The 4,705-nt window shown below is 64.2% G+C and carries 6 protein-coding genes; 5 read left to right on the forward strand and 1 reads right to left on the reverse strand.

Going from position 1 to position 4,705, the window contains the following annotated elements:
* Together glp and moaD are read left to right on the forward strand one after the other, a co-directional pair.
* The coding region (gene glp, locus ABYB95_RS17145; RefSeq protein ID WP_372659770.1) for a gephyrin-like molybdotransferase Glp at positions 1-1,236 on the forward strand (1,236 nt) is incomplete at its 5' end.
* 10 nt (positions 1,237-1,246) lie between these two features.
* Entirely contained in the window at positions 1,247-1,498 is a 252-nt protein-coding gene (gene moaD / locus ABYB95_RS17150; RefSeq protein ID WP_372659771.1) for a molybdopterin converting factor subunit 1, read from the forward strand.
* Here the strand turns inward: moaD and dapA are convergent.
* A complete protein-coding gene (dapA, locus tag ABYB95_RS17155) occupies positions 1,454-2,335 on the reverse strand; it encodes a 4-hydroxy-tetrahydrodipicolinate synthase (protein ID WP_372659772.1) in 882 nt (293 codons plus the stop codon). The genes moaD and dapA overlap by 45 nt on opposite strands.
* 272 nt (positions 2,336-2,607) lie before the next feature.
* Here dapA and ABYB95_RS17160 point away from each other — a divergent pair, with 272 nt between their 5' ends.
* The 3 genes from ABYB95_RS17160 to ABYB95_RS17170 form a co-directional block, all read left to right on the forward strand.
* Positions 2,608-3,084 (forward strand): molybdenum cofactor biosynthesis protein MoaE, encoded by a 477-nt coding sequence (locus ABYB95_RS17160; RefSeq protein WP_372659773.1) that lies wholly within the window; start codon positions 2,608-2,610, stop codon positions 3,082-3,084.
* A 4-nt stretch (positions 3,085-3,088) separates the two neighbouring features.
* Positions 3,089-3,850 (forward strand): GNAT family N-acetyltransferase, encoded by a 762-nt coding sequence (locus ABYB95_RS17165; RefSeq protein ID WP_372659774.1) that lies wholly within the window; start codon positions 3,089-3,091, stop codon positions 3,848-3,850.
* Between the two features lie 303 nt (positions 3,851-4,153).
* The coding region (locus ABYB95_RS17170) for a hypothetical protein (RefSeq protein WP_372659775.1) at positions 4,154-4,705 on the forward strand (552 nt) is incomplete at its 3' end.

Here is a 4,705-nt window from a genome sequence, read left to right on the forward strand (position 1 = left end):
GACGAGGCGCTGCGCGCCTTGCTGGCGCATGCGCTGCCGTTGACCGAGGCCGAATCCGTGGCCACGTTCGATGCCGATGGCCGCGTGTTGGCGCAAGACCTGGTGTCGGCCCTGCATGTGCCACCGAACGACAATTCGTCCATGGACGGCTACGCCGTGCGCGTGGCCGATGTGCTCGCCGCTGGCACGGTGTTGCCGGTGTCCCAGCGCATCGCGGCCGGGCATGCGGGCGAGCCGCTGCGCGCAGGCACCTGCGCCCGCATTTTCACCGGCGCCCCCATGCCCGCCGGGGCCGACGCGGTGGTGATGCAGGAAGACACGCTGGAGGTGGCGGGTGACATCCATGGCGTGCACATACAAGCGCTTCCCCAGCCGGGCCAATGGGTGCGACGCGCGGGTGAAGACGTGGCGCGCGGTGCCGTGGTGCTGGCGCGCGGTGCGCGTTTGTCGGCTGCGGGTCTGGGTCTGGCCGCCAGCATCGGTCTGGCGCATGTGCCGGTGCTGCGTCGTCCCCGCGTGGCCTTGTTTTCCACCGGCGACGAATTGGTGATGCCGGGTGACGTGCCGCCGCAGGCCATGAAGCCCGGCGCCATTTACAACTCCAACCGGTTCTTCTTGCGTGCCTTGTTGCGGCGGCTGGGCTGCGAGGTGAGCGATCTCGGCATCGTGCCGGACCAGCGCGACGCGACGCTGGCCGCGCTGAAGTCGGCCGCCGATCACCACGATCTCATCCTCACCAGCGGCGGTGTGTCGGTGGGCGAAGAAGACCACGTCAAACCGGCGGTGCAACAGCTGGGCAGTCTGGACCTGTGGCAGATCGCCATGAATCCGGGCAAGCCGTTTGCCTATGGCACGGTGCGCCGCGACGCCGGTGCCGGTGGGCAGGCGTCTCAACCCTGCCACTTCATCGGCCTGCCGGGCAACCCGGTGTCGAGCTTCGTGACCTTCTTGCTGCTGGTGCGGCCCTTCTTGCTCCAGTTGCAGGGTGCTGCCGTGCCAGCGTGGCAGCCGCTCATGCTCCCGGCCCATTTCAGCGTGGAGCGTGCAGACAAGCGCCGCGAGTTCCTGCGGGTACGCCGCAATACCAGCGGTGGTCTGGACCTGTTTCCCAACCAGAGTTCGGGCGTGCTCACATCGGCCGCCTGGGGCGACGGTCTGGTGGACAAGCCGGCGGGGCAGACCATCACCCACGGGCAACTGGTGCCCTACGTTTCCTTCAACGATTTGCTTGCATGAAAGCGGTGTCATGAAAGTGCAGTTGCGGTATTTCGCCTCGATCCGCGAGGCCGTGAACCTGGGACAGGAAACCCTGGACACCCAGGCCACCACGGTGGCCGAGTTGCGCGACGAACTCATCGCCCGAGGTGGCGGGTACGCCGACGCTCTGGCCCGTGGCAAGGCCGTGCGCGTGGCGCTGAACCAGACCATGACCGTGGAATCAGCGGCCCTGGTCTCACCCGCCGAAGTGGCTTTTTTCCCGCCCGTCACGGGCGGGTAGGCGGGCCGCCACCATGGGTGGGCGCAGCTCGTTCTGAAGCCAGCCTTCGCTGGCCAAGGCGGCCTTGATCGACGCTGGGTTGGGCTCTGCAAACAAGGCGTCGATCACCGGCACCAGCGGCGCCCAAAGCGCACGGGCCTGTGTCAGATCGCCTTGGCGCAACAAGCGCACCATGTCGACAAACTGCTCGGTGTGCAGGTGGGCGCTGGCCGCTATCGCACCCACACCACCCAGGGCCATGGTGGTGAACATCTGCTGATCTTCTCCGGCCAATATCTGTAGCCGCCCGTCCGCAATCAGAGCCTGGGTTTTGGCCGCGTCATGGCCACAATCCTTCACCGCGCGGATGTTGGGGTGGTGGGCCAGCGCGAGCAAGGTGTCGGGTGCGAGCGTGACGCCGGTGCGTTGCGGTATGTCGTAAACCACCACCGGGCAAGCGGCCTGGTTCGCGATGGCTTTGAACCAGCCCAGCAGCCCGGCTTGCGAGGGGCGGATGTAGTGGGGCGCCGGCACCAGCAACCCGGCCAGCCGGGCGGCCCCGGGGTGCGAACACAGCGCGCGCACCCAGGCCAGCGTCTGGGGCAGGTTGTAGCCCGACAAGCCCATGATCAACGGGCGCTCGTCGCTGGCCGCCAGAACGGTGTCCAGCACGGCCAGTTGCTCGGCTTCGTCCAACGAGGCGGCCTCGCCCGTGGAGCCGCAAACCACAAAACCCGCAACGCCTGTCGGGGCGTAGCGTTTGACCAGGCGTGTCAACGCGGTGTGGTCCACCAGGCCGTCGTGAAACGGCGTGACCAAGGGGATCCAAAGCCCCGAAAAATCGATAGAGGGTCTCATGCTGTATTCCCGTACAAAAAACGACCGATGGACAAACCTGTCCAACAGATGCGCGGGGGTACCGGGGAAGGGCGGGCGTGTGTGCCTGCCTTGTGGTTCCATCGCTCATCTGAGGACGGAACCACAGCTCCGGTCAGATGAGCTCTGGTTTTTTAGATTTCTTGCTGCCGAAGCAAACGCTGCCAGCCGTGCCGAAGCCGCACGGCATCGGGTGGTTGGGCGTGGCGGCGAGCGTGAACATCGCGGCATGATATCACTGGCACAATCCGAACATGCAAACGCCCAGAGTCCGCATCCAAACCGACGACTTCAAGCTCGACGCCGAGATAGAGGCGCTGCGCCTGAACGACAAACGCGTGGGCGCCGTGTGCAGTTTTGTGGGCACGGTGCGCGACCGCAACGACGGGGCCAGCGTGAGCACGCTGGAGCTGGAGCACTACCCCGGCATGACCGAAAAAGCCATTGAATCCATGATCGACGAGGCCATGGCGCGTTTTGACATTTACGCCGCCCGCGTGGTCCACCGCGTGGGCCTGCTGCAGCCGCTGGACCAGATCGTGCTGGTGGCCGTGACCTCGGCCCACCGTGGCGAGAGCTTCCAGGCCTGTGAGTTCCTGATGGACTACCTCAAGACCCAGGCGCCGTTCTGGAAGAAAGAACAGACGCCCGAAGGGGCGCGCTGGGTCGACGCACGCGTGAGCGACGACGCGGCGCTGGCCAAGTGGGGCATACAGGCGAGCAACGCATAGCGCCATGACATTGGCCGAAAGCGATATCGAATCGCTGGAGCGTGCCACCTTGCAGGCGGTGGCGCCCGAGCAAGTGCACGAACTGCCCGGCTGGCTGCTGCCCATGGACAGCGGCACGGTGGGCCGGGCCAAAAGCGCCGTGCCTTGGACCCGCGAGGCCGCGGACCCCGCAGCCGCAGATCGCATCGCACAGGCCTACCGAGCCAACGGTTTTCAGCCCGTGCTCAGAGTGCCCGACCTGCCCGCGTTCGATGCCTTGCGCTCCCACTTGCTCGCTTTGGGTTTCACGCACGACCAACCCACGCTGACGCAGGTGGGGCGCATCGACAAGGTGATCGCCGCGCTCAGCCACTTGGGCACCGAAGGCGTGGCGCTGGACGAGCGCCCCGATGCCGCCTGGATGGCGATGTTCTTGGGCGAAGGCTTCGACCCGGTGGACGGCGCCAGCCGCGCCGCCTCGCTGGCCCGCGCGCAGGGCACGCGCTTTGTGAGCCTGCGCATGGGCTTGGGCGGCGGCCAGACCCTGGCCTGCGCCGCCGCGTCTTTTGGCCACGGCTGGCTGGGCCTGCACGGTTTGCGCACCGAAGCCCGCCAGCGCGGAAGAGGGTTGGCAGGAAAGGTGTTGCTGGCCATGGCGCTGGAAGCCCGAGCGCGGGGTGTGAAGCGCATGTATTTGCAGGTGCACGAGAGCAGCACTTCGGCGCTGGCGTTGTATCGGCGTGTTGGGTTGGAGACGGTTTGGAGTTACCACTATTGGCGGCCCTGAATTGCGTGGCAACAGGATTCAGGCGGATTCGGCAAAAACTTGTCTATTGCACATCCGCCCTTTGTCTGCAGGCTATAGTGATATCGTGGGTTTCTAGGGCCGAAGCTGCTTTCGGGCAACGCGTTGCAGCACGGTCACGAAGCTTGTCAATTTTGATTCACCTGTTTATGCAAGCCGTGTCCCGGTGTAAATTCATCAAAATAAAAACAGTTCTTGGAAATGTCTTGCCATGTTATCTCGCGGTCGTTGAAGGGATCTGGTGAAACGCGAACTACACTAAAGTTGGGCGTCAAGAAGGGCACCGTGAGCGATAACATCATTTCCTACATCGAGATGTGCCAACGCGAGCGCACAAGTCTTCAGCAAGGCTTGAACTTTGGCCTCGGCGGTAACCACTCAGTGATACTCATGTCGGTGCGACCGAATGCACCGTATCGCGATCGGCTTGAAGATTCTGGAACGACGCTGGTCTACGAAGGCCACGATATGCCTAAGAGTGCTTCGAGCCCCAATCCGAAGGTCGTAGATCAACCATTGAAATACTCGAACGGCGGACCCACACAAAACGGAAAGTTCGCGTCGGCGGCGCACGCCGCCAAAGTCGGAAGCCGTCGGCCTGAACGGGTCCGGGTCTACGAAAAGATCCGCCCTGGAATTTGGTCGTACAACGGCATCTTCCATCTCGTGGATTCCTGGATCGAGCGCGATGAGTTCCGCACAGTTTGCAAGTTCAAACTGGTCGCTGTTGAGGGCGATGAGGACTTCGAACAGCCAGTCCAAGTGGACGCGCAGCGACGGCGTGTCATCCCAACCCACGTCAAGCTCGAAGTCTGGAAGCGTGACGGCGCGAAGTGC

This window comes from Hydrogenophaga sp. (assembly GCF_041633695.1).
GTDB lineage: Bacteria > Pseudomonadota > Gammaproteobacteria > Burkholderiales > Burkholderiaceae_C > Hydrogenophaga.

Bases quoted from the DNA above. Each gene is read 5' to 3' on its own strand.
- ABYB95_RS17160 (WP_372659773.1), top strand. From the start codon at position 2,608: ATGCAAACGCCCAGAGTCCGCATCCAAACCGACGACTTCAAGCTCGAC.
- dapA (WP_372659772.1), bottom strand. From the start codon at position 2,335: ATGAGACCCTCTATCGATTTTTCGGGGCTTTGGATCCCCTTGGTCACG.
- ABYB95_RS17165 (WP_372659774.1), top strand. From the start codon at position 3,089: ATGACATTGGCCGAAAGCGATATCGAATCGCTGGAGCGTGCCACCTTG.
- moaD (WP_372659771.1), top strand. From the start codon at position 1,247: ATGAAAGTGCAGTTGCGGTATTTCGCCTCGATCCGCGAGGCCGTGAAC.